The organism is Psychrobacter sp. CoH-33_TS_01, assembly GCF_058189395.1.
Genome location: NZ_JBVGQI010000001.1, coordinates 1 through 20,224, shown reverse-complemented (window position 1 = coordinate 20,224; position 20,224 = coordinate 1). Strand labels below are relative to the sequence as shown.

General features: G+C 45.0%; 12 protein-coding genes, 2 tRNA genes and 2 rRNA genes. 8 read left to right on the top strand and 8 right to left on the bottom strand.

Translation table 11 applies throughout. The features are described 5' to 3' along the window. Window positions 1–237 precede the first annotated feature (237 nt). The 7 genes from leuS (at window position 238) to ACZ2XM_RS00050 (ending at window position 9,507) form a co-directional block, all read left to right on the top strand. Window positions 238–2,937 (top strand): leucine--tRNA ligase, encoded by a 2,700-nt coding sequence (leuS, locus tag ACZ2XM_RS00080; RefSeq protein ID WP_490588183.1) that lies wholly within the window; start codon window positions 238–240, stop codon window positions 2,935–2,937. Then, entirely contained in the window at window positions 2,937–3,611 is a 675-nt protein-coding gene (locus ACZ2XM_RS00075) for an LPS-assembly lipoprotein LptE (protein WP_490588184.1), read from the top strand. Before leuS ends, ACZ2XM_RS00075 begins: the two co-directional genes overlap by 1 nt. A 42-nt stretch (window positions 3,612–3,653) precedes the next feature. Further along, a complete protein-coding gene (holA, locus tag ACZ2XM_RS00070) occupies window positions 3,654–4,691 on the top strand; it encodes a DNA polymerase III subunit delta (protein ID WP_490588185.1) in 1,038 nt (345 codons plus the stop codon). A 175-nt stretch (window positions 4,692–4,866) separates the two neighbouring features. Next, window positions 4,867–6,312, top strand: a complete 1,446-nt coding sequence (locus tag ACZ2XM_RS00065; RefSeq protein ID WP_490588186.1) for a permuted SH3 domain-containing protein — start codon at window positions 4,867–4,869, stop codon at window positions 6,310–6,312. Window positions 6,313–6,612: 300 nt separating this feature from the next. Beyond that, on the top strand, window positions 6,613–8,577 hold the full coding sequence (locus tag ACZ2XM_RS00060) for a MacB family efflux pump subunit (protein ID WP_490588210.1): 1,965 nt from the start codon (window positions 6,613–6,615) through the stop codon (window positions 8,575–8,577). A 371-nt stretch (window positions 8,578–8,948) separates the two neighbouring features. Next, window positions 8,949–9,024 (top strand) — tRNA-Lys (locus tag ACZ2XM_RS00055). A gap of 407 nt (window positions 9,025–9,431) precedes the next feature. Continuing rightward, window positions 9,432–9,507: transfer RNA gene (locus ACZ2XM_RS00050), tRNA-Lys, on the top strand. 158 nt (window positions 9,508–9,665) lie between these two features. Here the strand turns inward: ACZ2XM_RS00050 and ACZ2XM_RS00045 are convergent. The 5 genes from ACZ2XM_RS00045 to ACZ2XM_RS00025 all read right to left on the bottom strand — a co-directional run bounded on the left by ACZ2XM_RS00045 (window position 9,666) and on the right by ACZ2XM_RS00025 (window position 14,783). After that, window positions 9,666–10,409 carry an MBL fold metallo-hydrolase gene (locus ACZ2XM_RS00045; RefSeq protein WP_490588187.1) on the bottom strand — a complete coding sequence of 248 codons (744 nt, stop codon included), beginning with the start codon at window positions 10,407–10,409 and terminating at the stop codon, window positions 9,666–9,668. Window positions 10,410–10,687: 278 nt separating this feature from the next. After that, window positions 10,688–12,736, bottom strand: coding sequence for a catalase (locus ACZ2XM_RS00040; RefSeq protein ID WP_490588211.1), 2,049 nt, complete (start codon window positions 12,734–12,736; stop codon window positions 10,688–10,690). Between the two features lie 436 nt (window positions 12,737–13,172). Continuing rightward, window positions 13,173–13,802: a DUF938 domain-containing protein gene (locus tag ACZ2XM_RS00035; RefSeq protein ID WP_490588188.1), complete on the bottom strand. Its 630-nt coding sequence runs from the start codon at window positions 13,800–13,802 to the stop codon at window positions 13,173–13,175. 109 nt (window positions 13,803–13,911) lie between these two features. Beyond that, window positions 13,912–14,370 carry a flavodoxin family protein gene (locus tag ACZ2XM_RS00030; RefSeq protein ID WP_490588189.1) on the bottom strand — a complete coding sequence of 153 codons (459 nt, stop codon included), beginning with the start codon at window positions 14,368–14,370 and terminating at the stop codon, window positions 13,912–13,914. A 2-nt stretch (window positions 14,371–14,372) separates the two neighbouring features. Continuing rightward, on the bottom strand, window positions 14,373–14,783 hold the full coding sequence (locus ACZ2XM_RS00025) for an OsmC family protein (protein ID WP_490588190.1): 411 nt from the start codon (window positions 14,781–14,783) through the stop codon (window positions 14,373–14,375). Between the two features lie 378 nt (window positions 14,784–15,161). On the opposite strand from ACZ2XM_RS00025, the gene ACZ2XM_RS00020 reads away from it, so the two are divergent. Continuing rightward, window positions 15,162–16,763 (top strand): FAD-dependent oxidoreductase, encoded by a 1,602-nt coding sequence (locus ACZ2XM_RS00020; RefSeq protein WP_490588191.1) that lies wholly within the window; start codon window positions 15,162–15,164, stop codon window positions 16,761–16,763. 266 nt (window positions 16,764–17,029) lie between these two features. Here the strand turns inward: ACZ2XM_RS00020 and ACZ2XM_RS00015 are convergent, their stop codons facing one another. The 3 genes from ACZ2XM_RS00015 to ACZ2XM_RS00005 form a co-directional block, all read right to left on the bottom strand. After that, window positions 17,030–18,697: an AIPR family protein gene (locus ACZ2XM_RS00015; RefSeq protein WP_490588192.1), complete on the bottom strand. Its 1,668-nt coding sequence runs from the start codon at window positions 18,695–18,697 to the stop codon at window positions 17,030–17,032. 1,099 nt (window positions 18,698–19,796) lie between these two features. Next, window positions 19,797–19,910, bottom strand: a 5S ribosomal RNA gene (gene rrf, locus ACZ2XM_RS00010). 139 nt (window positions 19,911–20,049) lie between these two features. Then, window positions 20,050–20,224 (bottom strand): 23S ribosomal RNA (locus tag ACZ2XM_RS00005); the annotation flags it as partial.

Below are 20,224 nucleotides of genomic sequence, written 5' to 3'. Positions count from 1 at the left end.
AATTGCTGCAAAATTTTATGGCTACGAGTATTGCCGACCCTGCCACAATTAGCAACTAAGCTTGAATTAGTAACTAAGCTTGGGGGTGTCAGAGCGGCATCTTATCGCTTCACCATCGCAATTTATCCCGATTTACGCTATCCTAGCGTATCTAAATTTTTTGTGTTTATAGGCTAGTGAAATCCCGATATTACGGTTTCGCTCCCCTGCCCCTTTTCCTTGAGCCCTTTAGCCACTATGAGTAACGACATGCAAGCCGATAGCACCTCAGATATGCAAGACAATACCTTATATAATCCGCAAACTATTGAAGCTGCCCAGCAAAGCAAATGGGAGGCCGATGCCCGCTATGAAGTCAGCAATGACAAGTCGGACAAGCCTACCCGCTATATGCTGTCGATGTTCCCTTACCCGAGTGGCAAGCTGCACATGGGCCACGTGCGTAACTATACAATCTCTGATGTGTTAAGCCGTTACTACCGCTTAAAAGGCTATGATGTTATGCAGCCTATGGGTTGGGATGCGTTTGGTCTGCCCGCAGAAAACGCCGCTATTGCCAATCAAACGCCGCCAGCTGAGTGGACGTTTGCCAATATTGACAATATGCGCGCGCAGCTGAAGTTGCTGGGTCTATCTATCGACTGGTCACGTGAGTTTGCCACTTGTACGCCTGAATATTATCGCTGGGAGCAGTGGTTATTCTTACAGTTGTATAAAAAAGGCCTCGTCTATAAAAAACTTGCGACCGTAAACTGGGATCCGGTAGACAATACAGTCCTAGCGAATGAGCAGGTCATCGATGGTAAAGGCTGGCGCAGTGGCGCTCCGGTCGAAAAACGCGATATTCCGATGTATTACTTCAATATCACCAGCTATGCCGATGAGCTATTGGACGATTTGGACCAATTAGAAGGCAAATGGTCTCCTGAAGTTATCACCATGCAGCGCAACTGGATCGGTCGCAGTGCGGGTATGGAAGTGCATTTCCCCTACGATTTGGAAGGCGAAACCAATACTTTAGACGTGTTTACTACCCGTCCCGATACCTTAATGGGCGTGACTTATGTGGCCGTCGCTGCTGAGCATCCGCTAGCCCAATATGCCGCTGAGCGTAACGAAGCTATTGCGCAATTCTGTAACGAATGCAAACAAGGGTCCGTCGCGGAAGCTGATATCGCTAAAGCTGAGAAAAAGGGTATGGACACTGGCTTGACCGTGACCCATCCTTTGACCGGTGAAAAGATTGCAGTTTGGGTCGCCAACTATGTGCTAATGAGCTATGGCTCTGGTGCTGTTATGGCCGTGCCTGCGCATGATGAGCGTGACTTTGAATTTGCGAAAAAATATAACTTACCGATCAAGCAAGTTATTAATATTCCAGCCGGCTATTTTGATACCGCTAATGATACTAGTACAGATGGCGAAGTCGGTGCTTATACCGAGCGCAATACGCTAGTCAACTCTGGCGAGTTTGATGGTATGGACTTTGACCAGGCTTTTGAGGCGATGCTAGCCAAACTTGAGCCACAAGAGCTCGGCTCTAAAAAGATTCAGTACCGTCTGCGTGATTGGGGCGTATCGCGCCAGCGCTATTGGGGTTGCCCAATCCCAATGGTCAATTGTGAGCATTGTGGTACGGTGCCTGTTGATGAAGCTGATTTGCCAGTTAAATTGCCAACCGACGTCGTGCCAGATGGTCGTGGTAACCCGCTAAAGAACATCCCTGAGTTTGTCAATACTACTTGTCCTAAATGTGGTAGCGATGCCGAGCGCGAGACCGACACCTTCGATACTTTCGTAGAGTCAAGCTGGTATTACGCCCGTTTTGCTAGCCCGCATGATAGCGACAACATGGTCAATAAGTCAGCGGCCAATAAATGGCTGCCGGTCGACCAGTATGTCGGCGGTGTTGAGCATGCGGTCATGCATTTACTTTATGCGCGTTTCTTCCATAAGTTGATGCGTGACGAAGGTTTGGTGTCAGGGAATGAGCCGTTTGCTAATTTGATGACCCAAGGCATGGTATTGGCGGGAACTTTCTTACGCGAAAATGCCGATGGCAGCACCACTTACTACTTCCCGCACGATGTTGATATCGAGTTTGACGACCGAGGTCAGCCTATTAAGGCAACGCTGAAATCTGATGGTCAACCGGTGAAAATCGGTAAGATTGAAAAGATGTCTAAGTCGAAAAATAACGGCATTGACCCGCAGATTACCATTGACGAATATGGCGCGGATACCGTACGTCTCTACACCCTATTTACCGCCCCTGCTGAGCAGACCTTAGAGTGGTCAGACGATGCGTTAAAAGGCCCGTATAACTTCCTGAAAAAAGTCTGGCGCATTAGCCAAGAGCATATTCAGACTCTAGAGCAAGCGGGCGTGAAAGCTAGCGATATCATTAGCAACATCGATACGACTAATCTAAGCAAAGCGGGCAAAAACTTACGCCGTAAAGCCCATGAGACTATCGCCAAAATCGATAAAGACTTGGGTGAGCGTTTAGCTTTAAATACGCCAGTATCTAGCTTAATGGAGTTGGGTAATGAGCTGGGCAGCTATGACAGCAGCCAAGAGAGCGATAGCGCGCTAGGCTTAGCAGTGAAGACCGAGGCCTTGGTTGATTTGCTAATTATGTTGGCCGCTTATGCCCCGCATATCGCCGAGCAAATCCTCGAGCAGTTAGGCTATGACACCGCGACTTTGACTTTCCCAGTCGTGGATGAAGCCGCTTTGGTACAAGACAGTATTACTATGGTCGTGCAGGTCAATGGCAAGGTGCGTGGCAAGATGGAAGTCGCCCCAGGCACCAACGCGGAAGACATCAAAGCGCAAGCCAAAGCCATTGAAAGTGTCCAAAAATTCTTGGTCGGCGAAATCAAAAAAGAAATCGTCGTACCGAATAAACTCGTCAACATTGTGGTGGTCGGCTAATGCGTAGCGCTTCTTCTTTGTCTGCCTCACGGTTGGTTGCCCTTGTTGCGCCAATCGCAGCCTGCAAGCGGCCTTTCTTGGTCGCTCTGATTGCAGCACCGCTACTGGGCACTGCTCTTAGCGGTTGCGGCTTTCAGCTGCGAGGCTACGATACGCCGTTGCAGATTGCTAATACTGATACGGTCTTAATCATCGATGACGATCGGGCAACTTTCTTGCTAAAGCGTCCTCTAATCAAGCGCTTGCAAGCCTTAGGCACCCATGTTGTCGACGCCTTATCGTTATTAGAGGAAGGCAAGGAAGACGTCTTAAAATCTGGGCAATATAACTCAGCTATCAAAGTGAGTGATGTGCGCTTTAAGAAGTATGAGTTGGTCGGGGTTTTGACTGAGATTCGTCAGGTGATTAGCGCTGATGTCACCTATCAGATTCGCCATAGTAATGGGGAAATCACCCAAGTTACCAACCCTATTCAGGTCGAGCGCAGTTATCAGTACAATGCGGCCTCGGTCAGTACTGAAGACCAGCAGGGTGTGCAAATTAAAGAGTGGCTGTATGAAAGTCTAGCGCGCCGCATTACCGATCAATATATCGCGCTAAATATGCCCAAGACGTCCGCAGCGACTGCTACTCTAATTAAGCAACCCACTGACAAGCAAACCACTGTCAAGTAACCTGCCGACAAGCCACCCGCCCAATAGGTAACGCCTTAAGCTATGCAAGACTCTTTTCTCAACGCTTATCCCCGTCTACAACAAAGCCCGGCCGATACTAATGTCGCTGGGTTATGGTTGGCGCATGGGGAGGAGCCATTGCTGAGCCAATGGTTTCTCGATGCGTTGCGAGCACTGTGGCAACAGCAGAACTACGCGATAACTCGTGTTGAGCTGGTGTCGGTCAAGACTTGGCAAGAGGTGCTGAGCGAGCTTGGCAGTCTCTCCTTGTTCGATGATGCTTCAGCGGTCATTGTCACCGGTAATCATAAACCCGACAAAGCGGTATTGGCCGAGCTAGAGCGCTTTGCCCAAGAGGCGCAAGCGGGCGGCAATAGCAACAGCCTATTGTGGCTAACCACCAAGGTCGATAAACGCTCGCAAACTGCTAAGTGGTTTTTGCCCTTTGCCCAGATGGGTCATGTGATTGACTGCAACTTGTATCAAGAGCAGCAACGTCAGCAGATATTGCAGGTTAGAGCGCAGCAGTTTGGCCTGCAGCTGTCTAATGAGGCTTGGCAACTGCTAATGTCCCACACGGAACACCACCTCCTTAGCGCCTATCAGACGCTCTGGCGCTTATCGTATCTGTTTGCGCCTACTTTGGTAGAGCAAGGCAGCCTATCTTTAGGAATCGATGACTTACAAGCCGCGCTAGTCAGTAATGCTCAGTTTAGCGTTTTTGATTTATCCGATGCCATGCTCGCCGGCAACGCTGCACAAGTCACTAAGATTATCACGCAACTGCGTGCTACCGATGAGCCCACGCCCCTGGTGTTATGGGCCATCTCTAAAGACATGCGCTTAGTGGCGCAGCTGATGGAAGGCCAAGACCCGCAAGCTATCGGTATTTGGCGCAATAAACAATCGCTGTATCAATCGGCCTGCCGTCGGCAAAGTCGGGATGACGTGGCGCAGTGGCCTGATTTACTATTCCGCTGTGACCAAGCTATCAAAGGCGTCATCCGCCAACCCGCTTGGGAGCTGTTATTACAGGCCGCGCTATTTTTATCAGGCACGCGCTTATTTAACGCTCGCTAAAGTCATTAACCTCAAGCTTATCATCCCTTTTTGCTAGCTTTACCCCCTTCAACTCCCCCACCTAAGATAGATTTCCGCATTACACTTAACCTTTCGCAAACTAATTACCATTCACTTTTCATGGCTAAGCCATTACTATAATTGCATTTGAGTCGATTGAAATTGGATTGTCATAATGCGCAAAGTGAGCAAGAAATCTGCTATTAAATGGGGCATCATCGCCCTCATCGTTATCGCCTTAGGGGCGCTGGCCTATAGCAAGTTTAAACCTAAGGAAGCAACACCCAACTACATCACCGCCACCGCCAAACTGGGCGAGGTCGAAAATAACGTCATGGCCTCAGGTAAGGTCAAGGCGTTAAATACCGTCGATGTAGGGGCACAGGTATCGGGTGAGGTCAAAAAGCTCTACGTCAAAGTGGGCGACCAAGTCAAAAAAGGCGACCTAATTGCGCAAATTGATCAGGTCACCCAAAAGAATAACCTGTCCAATCAACAAGCTTCTCTTGCACAGAGCCGTGCTGGCCTACAGAGCGCTAAAGCGGACTATGGCAGTCGTCAAGCCAGTCTCAATAGTGCCTACGCCGATTTAGCCCGCAAACAAGTGGCGCTAAAGCAGGCGCGTGTTGACTTCGGTCGTCTCGAGTCTTTGGTAGCTATTGACGCTATCTCGCAGCAAGAATATGACTCTGCTGCGGTACAAGTGGCTTCAGCTGAAGCGGATGTGGTCGCCGCGCAAGCCGCTATTGATAACGCTAAAGCCGCCTTAGTTACCGCTCAATCCAATATTGCTAGTGACGAAGCGGGCCTACAGAAATCACAAACCGACTTAAACACAGCCTCAGAAAACTTAGGCTACACCACGATTCGTGCCCCTATGGATGGTACGGTAGTGTCGGTCACAACTGAGCAAGGCGCGACCGTTAACGCCAATCAATCTGCGCCCACTATTGTAACTCTAGCCGACTTATCCACCGTGCGTATCAATGCGCAAATCTCTGAAGCTGACGTTATTAATGTGCAAGCTGGTATGCCCGTATATTTCAACACTATCGGCGACCCAGATCAAAAGTACGACGCTGTATTAACCGCTATCGAACCAGCTCCTGAGAATATCAGCACCAGTAGCGCCGCTGACTCTGCCATCTATTATGTCGGTTATATCGAAGTGCCTAATCCAGAGAGACGCTTTCGTATTGATATGACCGCGCAGGTCTTTATCGTTATCAACCAAGCGAAAAACGCTTTATTAGTCCCCTCTTCCGCGCTACAAAATACTCCTAGTATGCAAGGCCGCGGGGCAGGTAAATCCTCCGATGGGGCTGAGGCTAAAGCACAATCTACAGGCGCAAAAGGGGAACGTAATAAGTCAGGCAATGCCAAACAAGGTAGAGGTGAGCGCAGTAATGATAAAGCAGAAGGTACGGCCGGTAAGAAGCGCTTTGTGCGGGTGCTCAATGCTGATGGTAGTGTAGAGGACAGAGCGGTCACAGTCGGTATCGATAACCGTGTCGATGCGCAAATCTTAAGTGGCTTGCAAGCGGGAGAAACTGTGATTATCGGAGAAGAAGGCCCTAGTAAAGGTGCGGGTGGCCAACGTCGTCGTCCACCAGGTATGTAAGTCAGCCTTTGGATGCTAGTTATCCCTACCGCCTCCCTTACTGCTGCGACCTTTACCCGCTAGATATTCAGGCATAGCCGCTGTGATTATTAAACGGTATCGGTCGCCATTAGTAAGATTTTGCTAAAAAGAACGCTTCGATTACCAGAACGCTTTGATTAAGAGATTGCCATGACCAGCCCTTATTCGCCAGTTCATGCTGCGCCTGTAGCCGATTCGTCTGCTTACTTGGCCACCAGTGAGCCTGCTAGCCGTTTAGACCCACCTACTAGCCCACCGCCTCATAAAGGCGAGCCCATTATGGAGCTTACGGGCATCATCAGAGAGTTCCCTGCCGGCGAGCAGCGCATCCGCGTGTTGCACGGTATCGACCTCACGATTTATCGCGGCGAGATGGTGGCCATCATCGGTCAGTCCGGCTCAGGTAAGTCGACCCTGATGAACATCTTAGGCTGTTTGGATAAAGCCAACGCAGGCCGTTATCTAATCTATGGCCAACCGGTTGAGCGCTTAGACGCCGATGATTTAGCTAAACTCCGCCGTGAGCACTTTGGTTTTATTTTTCAGCGCTATCATTTGCTGGGGGATATTAATGCTCGTGATAACGTCGCAGTACCGGCAGTCTATGCGGGGATGGATGGCGAGGCTCGTACGGAGCGCGCCGAGCGTTTATTAGGCGATTTGGGACTTGAAGATAAAGTCGGTAACCGCCCAAGCCAGCTCTCAGGTGGTCAGCAGCAGCGCGTCTCTATTGCCCGCGCCCTGATGAATGGTGGCGATGTCATTTTGGCGGATGAGCCCACGGGAGCCCTGGACAGCAAGTCGGGCGAAGATGTCATGCAAATTCTGCAAGACCTCAACCGGCAGGGCCATACCATCATTATGGTCACCCATGATCCGAATATCGCGGCGCAAGCAGAAAGAGTCATCGAGCTAAAAGACGGTCATATCATTGCCGATTATCATAATGAGGAGCATCTGGCTGCTCATGCTACCGAAAAGCCTACCCCAGCGAATATTTTAGCGAGCAATCAAAAAGGGCAGCTTGCGGGCTTTATCGACCGGTTAAGCGAAGCCTTTAAAATGTCTATTTTGGCGATGCGCGCCCATAAAATGCGCACCGTCCTGACCATGCTAGGTATCATCATTGGTATTGCTTCGGTGGTCTCGGTCGTAGGCTTAGGTAAAGGCTCACAAGAGCAAATCTTATCGAATATTAGCTCGTTAGGTACCAACACCATCACCGTCATGGATGGCTATCCCTATGGCGATCCGCGCCGTCAGTACAATGATGACAGCTTGACCCCAGAAGATGCCAAAGCCGTTGCAGACCAGCCCTACGTCGTCAGCGTGAGTCCGCAATTGGATACTAATACTAGCGTCCGCTATCGCAGTATTCAAGAGTCGGCTAGCGTGAGTGGTGTCGGCAAAGACTATCTGGCAGTGACGGGCGAAAAGCTAGCGTCCGGTCAAGGGTTTGATGAGCAGAGTATCGAGCGCCGCACGCAAGACATCATTATTGATAATAACGCCAAAAAGACATTTTTTGCCGATACGCCTGATCCTATCGGTGAGGTTATGCTCATCGGCAATGTGCCTGGACGCGTTATAGGCATTTTAGAGCCTAACGATTCAGCAGGTTTCGGTCCTTCGAGTGATGCGCCAACGATTTATATGCCTTACACCACCATGATGTCCCGTATTCAAGGCACCGCCTATATCGATCGCTTTGTCGCTTTGATTGATAATGAAATCTCCTCCAGCGCGGCTGAGACGGCTATCTCTAAGCTGATTGAGGGCCGTCACGGTACCGATGACTTCCGGATTCGCAACTCAGACTCTATTCGTCAGACTATCGAAGCCACGACCACTACGATGACTTTGCTCATCTCATCAATTGCTATCATCTCCTTGATTGTGGGCGGCATTGGCGTAATGAATATTATGCTCGTTTCTGTTACGGAGCGTACCAACGAGATTGGCGTACGCATGGCAGTCGGGGCGCGCCAAAGCGATATCATGCAGCAGTTCTTAATTGAGGCTGTGCTAGTGTGTATCCTAGGCGGTAGCCTAGGGGTTTTGCTAGCCTTTATGATTGGTGAAGGAATTAATAGCATTGGCTCCGATAGCTTTCAAGTGATTTACTCCCCCACTTCCATCATTGCAGCTTTTGTCTGCTCTACCTTAATCGGGGTGGTCTTTGGCTTCTTACCGGCACGCAACGCCGCTAGATTGGACCCTGTAGAGGCATTATCACGCGATTAATCACCCTATTGAGAGCACTTTTTACTTAATCAAGCCTTTATCGGTCAGTACTCACTAGCTAGCTACCTCGCTAATAATGACCAATAAAATGTAAAAAATACGTAAAAAGTTAAAATACGGGGTTGCTTTCTCATTTCTGATGCGTATAATGTGCTCTCACGTTAAGGGGTTCAGTAACGCTCTAACGTGGTTTAAAGCTTTGATATTTAGTACGCTTTATGTCGAAGTTATAGAAATTTACTTTAAGTAGATTTCACTTACAGAGCTAAAATTGTCATGCAATTTTAAACGCTGTAAGAGCAAAATATTTCCCTTTAAGGAAATATTACTTGCAGAGCTAAAAAAGCAGTGCTTTTTTTATACGCTCTTCAGGACCGATAGCTCAGTTGGTAGAGCAGTTGACTTTTAATCAATTGGTCCCGCGTTCGAGTCGCGGTCGGTCCACCAAATTCAAAAACCCGCTATATCTATTTGATGTAGCGGGTTTTTTCTTTTAGTACTGTTCCGCATTGTGCTAGTATTTATATCAGGTATTCGCTTTGGTTGATTTAGCTACGCTAGGTAATTAGTGACCCTAAATTAAAATATAGGCTATTAAGCATTAAATTAGCAGTTTTTTTGCCATTATTTGAATACTTTGCTTGCATTATTATTTCGGTTACGTATAATACGCTCTCACGTTAACCGCTAGTGATAGTTAATAACGTGACCCCGGAATTTTCTTTTAAGGAAGTTTCACTTGCAGAGCTAAAATTGTCATGCAATTTTTTAACGCTGTAAGAACCAAATATTTCCCTTTAAGGAAATATTACTTGCGAAGCTAAAAAAGCAGTGCTTTTTTTACACGCTTCTCAGGACCGATAGCTCAGTTGGTAGAGCAGTTGACTTTTAATCAATTGGTCCCGCGTTCGAGTCGCGGTCGGTCCACCAAATTCGAAACCCGCTATATCAAATGATGTAGCGGGTTTTTTTATGGGTAAAGTATTTATCCTACTGGTTTAGCGTGAGGTGATGTAGCTAAGCTACTAATAACCCACCTGAAATCCCTAGCATCGCTCTCACACCTATCAAACTAATCATGGTTGCTACTAGCGCATAAAGGTATGTTGCAGGGTGTGGTAGACCGTACGCGGCTCCTTAGGCGTCCTTCTTATCAAATCCAAATACACTTTATCTTTTAGTGCCCCTCTCCCTCCATGCGCAAATAATACTTCCTTAGGGGCTAAAGCTCTTACTTTTTCTACAGAGCGTCTATAGGCGTCAGGCAAAGTAATGAGATAAGGTGCGATATAGCCTTGTTTAATCCGTAAAATTAAATCAGCGGTATACATAACATGGCTGGGTCGATGCCATAAGGTTAAATCACGGTCGGTATGCCCGGGAGTCTCCAAAATTTCCCAGTCCGCAAACTCCGGTACTTTATCCCCTTCTTTGACCCCAACATCGGGCACTAACACAGGATCGTACCAAAGCGGCTCAAACCCTTTACCTTGGCGACTGGCTACGAAATGTGACAACCCGATATCGATCATTTGTAAATCGCGGCCGGCCTGACCAAAGTACCAAGGTTTTTCCTTGTCGGCTGAGACAATGAGACAGCCTGTTGCTTGCTGTAATAGCACTGCCCCGCCCGCATGATCCGGATGCATATGAGTGACCACTACGACTTTCAAATCCGTGACTGGGCGCCCTAGAGTATCCTTGATGTAGTCCAGTACTTTAGCCACATCCGTACGGCACCCTCCGTCTAGCAATAATAGCTTGTCAGGATATACCGCCATATATATCGTTTGAATATAGCCCTCTATACCCACGATCTCTATTAAGTCCATAATCTTCCTTGATATAGCTATAGCTTTGGCTGCTTTTATTAAAAATACATTTGTAAACTTAAACTTATACTCATCATGGTAAGGGAGTTACGGGCTAAAGCTAAGCACTCTTACTGACCCGTAAGTTTACTGACGCTAATATAGTGATACCCTTCGTCTTGGTTTGATAGCGAAGCTTTTCTATCGTCCATAAAAAAACCCAGCGCTTAGGCTGGGTTCTCTTTATATAAAATTAATAGCAATCGCTAATTACAATAGACTGACTGCTAGGATAAAGCTTACGCTAAATCACGGACTTTAGGCTCACGTGACCATAAACGAGTCTTCGCATTATCGATAAACGTGTCCACTTCGCTTAGTGGTGTAACAAACTCATCTTTCTCAATCGGTAGTTTGCTTAAGATATGCTCTTCGGTAGCTGGGCAATAAGCAATGGCTTTACAATGATTAAAGGCATCATTGAACCAATCTAGCGTTGAGCTGTCATTAGCGAGCTTTTTCGCTTGGTCAGGCATGATGATACTAACGACGCCATCAAAGAACACTGACGGGGCTCCTGCGATGCGCTCAGCACTTTCGATACGAGTATCGTCATCCAAGATGACTTCTCTGCCCGGCGCAACGATTTTCACGCTAGCACCAGCATCTTTTGCCGCCTTTTCAAACTTCTCTATCTCACTACGACTAGAGCCTTTAGCCACTAAGATACCAATCATACGACCTTTTAGCGTCTCTGGGCTCAGACCGATAGTCTGCACGGCAGGTGACTCTGGTAAGTCTTGTATCGGCGCACGAGGCTCGATAGCTGCTGGCAGATCCATACCTAACGCGTTCGCTACTCTATTGGCCAAGTCTTTATCGATATTCACCAGATGACCTAACATACGCATACGCACATGAGCGGTATCTACTTTACCCAGCTCAAAAGCATAGGCAGAAGCAATATGCGCTTGCTCTTCTGGCGTTTGGCTGAGATAGAACATGCGTGGTTGGCTATAATGATCGGCAAAGCTCTCAGCACGTACGCGGCCTTTGACACCATCATCCAACTGCTCATGGAACGACGCAAAACCACGCTTAGCACTCTCACGAGGACGGGTAGGCTCCAAGCTTTGTGGCTCATAAAGTACGCGAGTCTTTGGTACTTGCATTTGCATATGACCATCTTGCTGATTGTTTGCAAACGGACATTTTGGTGCGTTAATTGGAATCTGCGCAAAGTTTGGTGAGCCTAAACGTGACAGCTGCGTATCTAGATAGCTGAACAGACGCCCTTGGAGTAGCGGGTCATTACTGAAGTCGATACCTGGTGGCAGATGCGATGGGCAAAAAGCAACTTGCTCAGTTTCCGCAAAGAAATTATCGGGATAGCGGTTCAATACCATTTTACCAATAATTTTCACTGGGACTAATTCTTCTGGAATCAGTTTGGTCGCATCTAAGTGATCAAACGGGAACTTATCTGCTTCTTCTTCTGTAAATAACTGCACACCAAATTCCCACTCTGGGAAATCACCGGCATTGATTGATTCAAAAAGGTCACGGCGATGGTAATCAGGATCGGCGCCAGAGATTTTAACTGCCTCATCCCAAGTCGTTGATTGCACACCCAGTACTGGCTTCCAATGGAAACGTACAAAGGTGCTCTTACCGTCTTTATTAATTAGGCGATACGAGTGGATACCAAACCCTTCCATCATGCGTAAGCTACGTGGCAAGGCACGGTCACTCATCAACCAGATGACGTTGTGCATAGTTTCTGGGCTTAATGACACAAAATCCCAAAAGGTATCATGTGCTGAAGCCGCTTGCGGGAAGCCGCGATCTGGCTCAGGCTTAACTGCATGTACCAAATCTGGGAACTTCATGGCATCTTGGATAAAGAAAATCGGCATGTTGTTACCGACGATATCCCAGTTGCCCTCATCCGTATAGATTTTTACGGCAAAGCCGCGCACATCACGTGGGGTATCTTTTGAGCCTTTGTTACCGGCTACAGTTGAGAAGCGTGTAAACAGTGGCGTTTGCTTGCCAGTCTCAGTCAGAATTTTCGCTGTAGTATATTCTGCTAGTGATTCAGTCAGTTCAAAATAACCGTGTGCGGCAGAGCCACGCGCATGGACAATACGCTCTGGAATACGCTCATGGTCAAAATGGGTGATTTTTTCACGCAGTACAAAGTCCTCTAATAGTGACGGACCACGTGGACCTGCTTTTAAAGAGTTTTGATTATCCGAGATAGCCACGCCTTGCTGAGTGGTTAATACAGGCGCATCATCATCGGCACGTTGATGGGTTTCACCGCCGTTACCGGCAGTCATGTTCATGTTTTTGGCTGGGTCATTATGATCAATATCTGTTTTCATCATGTCATCCTAGCTGGTTAATTATTGGGAGGGGTTAAAGTTAATGTAGGTACAGCTTATGCTGATAATAATAAAATGCCCCTAATAAAATCTATTAAGATAAATCAATTTATTAGTTTTATTTTTCTAAAATTACTTTAACTTCAGGGAAAGTCTTAATTCAGGCATACTTAAAACAATAGTTGACCTAAGCCGCTATTGTCTCTTTAATTATCATAATCTAAGTTGGCTGAGAAGATGTGTATATTTGGTTAAGTTTTTATGAGGATTTACTGAAAAATTTCAGGTTTTTTATTGCTAGTTTGCAGGAAATACAGTTAGAAAGCCTTTTAGGTTAGGATATATGGTGGATTAAAGAAGGCAGCAAAATCAACATCCTATAAACTATATTCTTATCTTACCTTTTAATAAACACTAGAAAACGGTTTTTAGCCGGCATAGCTTCATCGGTTAGCAACTGTAATTGCTTGGATTTCGCCAGACAGATGATGGCTTCTATATCACGAATGCCACTATGATTATCACGCTGACGTAAGCTGTTATCAAACTGCTCATTACTAGCACTAGTAAATTTTCCCTCATATTTAAAGGGCCCGTAGACAGCAAATTTACCGTTTTTAGGCAGTGTATTAGCGACTAAGGCAAACATAGCTTCGACCAGCTCCCAAGCGATAATATGTAAAGTGTTGGCCGTAAATACGCCATCATACTGCTGGGTTAGCTCAATAGGTTGCTGCAAATCTAGGAGAATAGGACGCTGCAAATTCGCTGAGGGATAAGCACTAACCCAAGCATTAATACAATCATGATTGGCCAGCACATCACTGGTCTGCCATTGCAAATGCGGCAGGTGCTCTGCGAAATAAACGGCATGCTGACCCGTCCCTGAGCCTATCTCTAATACCCGCGTCGCATCAGCAAAATGGAAGCGCAATTTTTCTAAAATAGGAAATTTATTATTTTCACAAGCCTGTGAATAAGGCAGTGCCGGCTGTGCGTGAATACCGTTATTGCTTAAATTGCTCATAATGACTCATGCCTCGCCTATGATCTGATTCTCGCCTATGATTTAATTACAGTTTGGCTATAAAAATAGCGTTATCCCCCGCCTCTACAAGCACTGCTCCAACCTTACTTTAATACATCCCCGCTTCTACCCCGGCCGCCAAGGTCATCGCTAGCGTTTCTACCTCGTCAATAAAGTCGTCTTGCCAACTGCCTTTGAGTACCATGATAGGTTGGACCAATTGCCACCGTAACCCGGTAAAAATAGTTTCAAGCGCTCGCCTAGTGCCAGTACCATCAAAACCTGCACGGATATAGACGGCTATAGGCAGGCCTCGCTTCTCTTCTAAAACCGGATAGTAACATCGATCAAAAAAATCCTTGGTCAGCCCCGCCATATAGCTAAGGTTTTCAGTGGTGCCTAATAGTATGCCATCGGCTTGCAGCACATCTTCAGGCTCAGTATCTTGTGGCCGCTTACAAATTACCTTGACGTCAATATCTGGATGCCCAGCCCCCTTGCTAGCGGCATTGGCTAACTTTTCTGTATTCTCTGAGGGAGCATGGGTGATTATGAGTAGCGTTTTCATGATTACTGCTCAGCGTAATGAAAGCTCACCACTTGCTGAATATCAGGATGGACACTTTTGGCAACCGGACAATTTAGCGCGGCTTGCTCCAGTACCTTTTGTGTGCGCTCATCAAAGGATTGCTGAAATTGAATATCTATATGAACTTCACTGACTCGGCGCGGCTCAGCGGTCATAACCTTGGTCACCTCAGCGGTAGTGCCACTAATATCCAAATCCATGCTGTCGGCTTTAATCCCCATAATCGTCAACATACAACTGCCCAAACTACTGGCGAGTAAATCCGTCGGTGAAAAGGCTTGCCCTTTGCCATGATTATCGGTCGGGGCATCAGTAATAATCTGATTGTTAGACTGTAGATGGATGGATTGCGTGCGCAGATCGCCCTGATAAGTAACTGTAGCTGTGGTCATTATTTTTTCCTTTATAGTTTATAAATTTGGTTTTGGGGCGGCTTCAATACCCCTACAGTTACCATAGCAAAATCGCCCTTTTATTTATAGAGGCTTTGGTAGCGTTTTAGCTAGTGTCATTGACCAGCTTGTTAAGTAAACCGTTTGCCGTCTAACCGTGGTAGAGATGTGTTTTATGATTTGCAACACCTGTCGCAACTGCTATGATGAAATGGAAGATAATTTAATCAATATCTCAGCTCTAAGCATAAAGTTCAATCAATACAAATAATTGATACTTAAAAATTTTTTATGTTAAATGCACAGACTTCCCGCTAACTGTAACGCTCTAAATTCTTAGCCAATCACTCGAATAAGCCACTAGCCAAAGGATGGTATATGTCAACAATTCGCTTTCAACTACAAGATATCCCCGATGGTGGGATGACCTCTTTTCATCAAGATGAGCAGATTATTCTCGTTACTCGTGATGGTAATCAAGTCACTGCTATGCAAGGCAAATGCCCTCATGCAGGGGCAGATTTAGGCAATGGGCTGCGCTGTGACAAGCGTATTATTTGCCCGTGGCATCACGCCACTTTTGATGCACAAACTGGGGAGTTGCTCGAGCCTTTAGCCATCAATGGGCTAGAGCGTTATGAAGTTGAAGATGACGCGGCTAATCCTGATAATAAAATCGTCCACTTTGATAAACCCATTAAATTCAAAACTCCTGACTCGCAGCAACAAGATACTCATACCCTAATCATTGGCGGTGGTGGCGCAGGCTTTATGGCGGCTACCCATTTACGCGCCCAAGGCTATGCCGGTAACATTACCATGATTAGCGCGGATGACCATGCGCCTTATAACCGTCCCCTACTCTCAAAAATGTATCTGGCTGGCAATATTGACGAAGATAAACTGCTCCTCGGTGGTGGCTCATGGGCAGAAAAAAACTCAGTAGCGCTACGGATAAATACTAAAGCTAACGAGATTAATCCTGAAACCAAACAAGTGACTTTGGATAATGGTGAGCAACTCAGTGCAGACTATTTAATTATCGCTACCGGTGCCGCTGCGCAGCGACCACCTATCGCAGGTGTCGAGCTGGATGGCGTCTATGTGATGCACTCTTTTAGTGATGCTAAAACCATTGCCGAAGCGGTTGATAATAAGAAGGTGGTCATTATAGGTACCGGATTTATCGGTATGGAAGCGGCAGCCAGTCTGTCGCAGCGCGGCACCACGGCTTCTATTACAGTCATAGGCATGAGTGATAGTGTCATGAACAATATCATTTCACCGCAAGTTGGTGCTGGCTTACAACAGTTGCATGAGTCTCATGGAGTAGTTTTTCAGATGGGCGCCGCGGTCAATGAGATTACCGGTTCGGCAGGTAAAGTAGCAGGCGTCACCTTAAAGTCCGGTAAGACCATTGACGCTGATGTCGTAATAATGGGTACAGGCGTAAAACCTAGAGTAGAAGTGATTCAGACGACTAAGAAAGACCCGAGAGCGGGGGTGAATGTCTCAGCCAACCTTATGCTTGAGCAAGGTGCTTACGCCCTAGGGGATATTGCTAATACCAATAGCGTCTTGGGTAAACTGCGTATCGAACATTGGCGTGTAGCCTTACAGCACGGCATGATCGCTGCCGAAAACATCTTGAATCAAGGCAATGATGCTATCGAAGTCAGAGCTTTTGATGAGCGGGTGCCGTTCTTTTGGACCCAGCAGTTTGGTAAGAGCCTTCGCTATATTGGTCATGCTGAGACCACAGCACATGCCATACTTCGCGGCAATCCCAATGAGCTTAACTACGTAGAGTTTTACTTTAACGATGATAGTGATGATGCTAAGGTCGTTGCTGCTAGTGGTTTAGCGCATGATAAAGATATCATAGCGATTGGTGAGCTAATCCGCTTGGGGCATTCACCGACTAGGGCGCAGATTAGAGATGGGTTGGATGTTGTGCAGCATTTACAGGATATTGCTTAGCCTATACTAGCGACTCAGCATTTTCTCAACGCCCAAGTTATCTCAAAATAGATAGCTTGGGTTTTTTTATTCTGTACTGCTAGATACTAAATATTGTTGGATTAGTCAGTTAATTAGTTATTCATTAGGATTTAAGGCTTAGATTCTTTTAGAAAAGGAGCTATTTATGACCACTACTGTAATTATAAATAAAAAACCATTTTTTTATCATTTTTTGACAAAATAAGTGTCAGCTATTGTGTTTTGAGAATTTATGCTTAATCTTATTACACATTTTTTCCTTCCTTGTTTTGAATATAAGAAGCAATTTTTGTTTTCGTTTTTGCATCTTTGAAATATCTATTAAATGAAAATGATTCATCTTTTCCTTGAGTATATTTCACTAACTCTGAAACATACTTTAAAGCTACAGGAACTAGCTTAATAGCTTCTTCATAATTAAGCCTATCTATACCTCTTTCATCACATATTTGAGCTACAGCAAATAAAACATGATACGCTCCATCAATTAGAAACAACAGTTCAGTATCGAACTCTTCTTGTTTCCTAATAGCCGATTGTAAACTTTTCTTAATAGATTCAATTGAATTTAATATTTTCAATGAACATAACAATTCATCTACAATTAACTCGTCAGTAAAAACTTGATCGTAAAGATCTGAGAATATTCTACCTCTATCCTTTTTTGCTACTTCTGGCAACTCAAGACCATATGCTAAATGTGCTTGTCCTGCTGTTAAAGCATCAATACGGATAGATTTGGGCTTATCCGAATGTTGGCTCAACTTTCTTTCATAAAACAAGCCCATACTTTCAAAAGCTTCTTCTAGCTTTTTCTGAATATAATCATTTGAGCGTAAATCACGACTCTTAATAGGAGTTTGGCTATTTGTAGATTCAGCTATGGCTAAGCTCACGGGTTGAGATTTCGTCTCGATTATTCTAATTAGTATTAAAACATCGTCTAGCTTTTCTGGTGCAATTTGACTTGCTTCAAATAGAGCATTTGATGTCTGACCACCATTTACAATTTGAATGTTTTTAAGTTCTACAATTGGCGCACGTTTTCCTTTAGGGTATGAGAAAGAATCACAGGTTATAGTAATACCATTATTCAAATACCAAAATAGTGGATTGTCTTCAGAAAGGGCAGTCTCAATAATTTTCCTATTAATCTTATTCGTACGACTTAAATAAACGCGTACATTATCATTAAATATTTCTTTTTGTACTATTGAAGGATCTTCAGGATCCGTGATAATTCTCACTAATTCGGCTGCTTCTACAGTACATATCAACCCCCTGATACTACCATCTGTTCGGTCGAAATAATCTTTATCCACCACTTGAATCTGGTTGTTAATCGTCGCAGTTTTTTTATCAACAAACATCTCGACAATAGAGTCAAGACTATGATGATGAACGTTAAAGTACTTAAATTTACCTAAGGCCGCATTAGCTCGGTCTCTTTCCCCAGCTTGCATTGGCAAGGTATTACCGCAAAAATGAACTTCAATTGAAGGTTTTGGCTTATCTAACGCAACCCACATTTCCTTCACTTTATTCCACAATATAGGGTTGCAAGTATTTTCTAGCGACTTATTGAGATCTAGGAGGTCATCAAAGAATGATACTAACTTGTCAATTTCACCACTTGGAAAGTTCTTTTTAGTATTTTCAAACGTATTCACATATTTAAATTGAAATACATGTAATGCATTACGACCATCTCTATCATCAATAAAAACAGCATCAACTCCGCGATCTTTAGAACCATCAGTTATAGAGTCTTCAGCTTCTTCATCTGAAACTCCTAATAATGAGGATACCATTAAAATTGGGAAGGCTTTTTGTTCAGTATCAATACCATTCTCAGGGTCTAGATATGACTTAACCTTATGACCTAAAGTGTTCCAATCTAATAAATTAGCCATACAACTTCCTTTCTTTAGAATACTTTATAATATCTAACTGACATATAAAATTTTAATGATTCGAATTTAGCACTAATATCACTAATCAACAATATATAGTCAGTCTACTCAAGATTTGACACAGAGTCACTGATATAAGTTTGCGTCTGCCTCAGTCATATAATGACTTCTAGCCAGAAAATTTATATCAGTGACTCGCAAAGCACCAGTTTTAAAAAGGATTGACTATAGATGCATCAATAAAAACACTTCATTGACTATTCTACAACTATAAATAATTTGTTAGATAATTAATATCGATTAATAGGAAATAGTGGAGCTCTATATTGTACAGGCAAATAATAGCGCTACCGACTATAACTAAGCGTTTACAGCAACTATATTTTTATACAATTAGGAGCTTGGCCCATGCATATGAGAAAAAATATTCAAGCACTACGAACCATCGAAAAGAAAGTTTTTTTATCGCTTAATTTAATCAAGAAGTTGATTTGAAACAGGATGCTATTGCTAATCGCACACATTATTGTCATGCGAAAAGCACGAATAGCTTTGAGCTAGACAACGGCTAGCGCCCATATAATTCATCGATTAACTCAGCCAGCTGTTTTTTAAACACTTTAACCAGCCCTATAGCCGCAAAAACCAGCCAAGCGAGATAAATAGGTAGCCATAAGTAGCGCCATTTAATAGAAAAGAAGACAGCAGAAGGTGTGTCAGTAAATCCATATATCATTAAATTGAGCAGTAGCGTCAGTATAAAACCATACAGGCTAACGCGTAACAGTGAATATCGTTTAGAGAACATTGTCATTCCCCCTTTATCAGCAGTGCATCGTTAAAGAAGACCACCTCACTCCTTACCTTAGCCTGACTACGCCCATTAAGCAATTAAACTACTGCATGAAACCCTATTAAGATTGCTCCTTCCTTTTTTAAAGGAAGGTTGGGATGGATTGCGTTTAAGCAATTAAATATACGACAAAGCCCCCGGTGCGTCAGCACTGGGGGCTTTTTTATTTGGAGCTAGGAATACGAAACTATAGGCAAAGAAAAGCCCCAACTAACATAGTTAGTTGGGGCTAATCAGGGTATAGGGAGCTGACGATGACCTACTCTCACATGGGCGAACCACACTACCATTGGCGCTAAGACGTTTCACTTCTGAGTTCGAGAAGGGATCAGGTGGTTCCGTCTTGCTATTGTCGTCAGCAAAGGGGGTATAGATATGAGTCTAAAAGTATTTGGGTTGAGCTTTGCTTATATTAAGCGGTATGACTGAATCAAGCTTGCATTAGCAAGTATGATATAAAATCGTTATAACTAGACAATACAAACCACTTGGGTGTTGTATGGTCAAGCCGATCGAGCAATTAGTACAGGTTAGCTACACGCATCGCTGCGCTTCCACACCCTGCCTATCAACGTCCTAGTCTTGAACGGCTCTTAGGGGAAATCTTATCTTGAGGTAGGCTTCCCGCTTAGATGCTTTCAGCGGTTATCCCATCCGAACGTAGCTACCGGGCA